Here is a 720-nt window from a genome sequence, read left to right as displayed (position 1 = left end):
GGAAACAGGACTTACTCTGGCTGAATGGCGTGAATTTTCGCGCTATGCACTTGCGTGCATACTCATGCATGCCTTAAAAACAGAGCCTGCGCGTTTCTGGCGGGTTTTCGGGTGGTTTGTTGCCTGTTTTACCGGTTTCCCCTCAGAAACGCCCTGAGACCGTTTTAGCGGTGCGTACAAGGGATGTTATGTTTAATCTGATAAGAACGGAATGTTTTATGGAAAGGGTATTAGGAATTTATGTTGTCGGTATTATTGTGAGTGCCGGTTTCCTGTTTATCCAAGAAGTTAGGAACGGGAGGCGCAGAAGTTACACCGAAGAAGGTGCGTCAATGCTTGTCGGCATAATTTGTGCGTTTTTGTGGCCTTTAGTTTTAATTGCATATTTTTTTGATAAAAAAAATGGGAAATTATGAAGTTAAGTCTGTTTTTCATCTCGGTCATTACTTTTTTATTGGCTATATCACCGATAGCATACTCAGATAACACGATTATTCCTGACAGAGTATATGATCCTTATAGAAATTCGGCTGTAACTCCTGATGGCACCGTTTATGACCGTCTGACAGGAGGAGTTTTGAAGGCATCAGAGCACCCTCAACCTAATTTTGGGTTTCCTGTTCAATCCTCATCGGATAGTTGTGATACAACGTATGTTAAAGCTAGGACAGAAGACGGTAGGCTTTTAGTCACGAGCGACGGAGTAACTCTGCATGTAGT

This window comes from Lentzea terrae (assembly GCF_003265345.1).
GTDB classification, from domain to species: Bacteria; Actinomycetota; Actinomycetes; order Mycobacteriales; family Pseudonocardiaceae; genus Lentzea; species Lentzea terrae.
Note: the sequence above shows the minus strand (reverse complement) of the source record.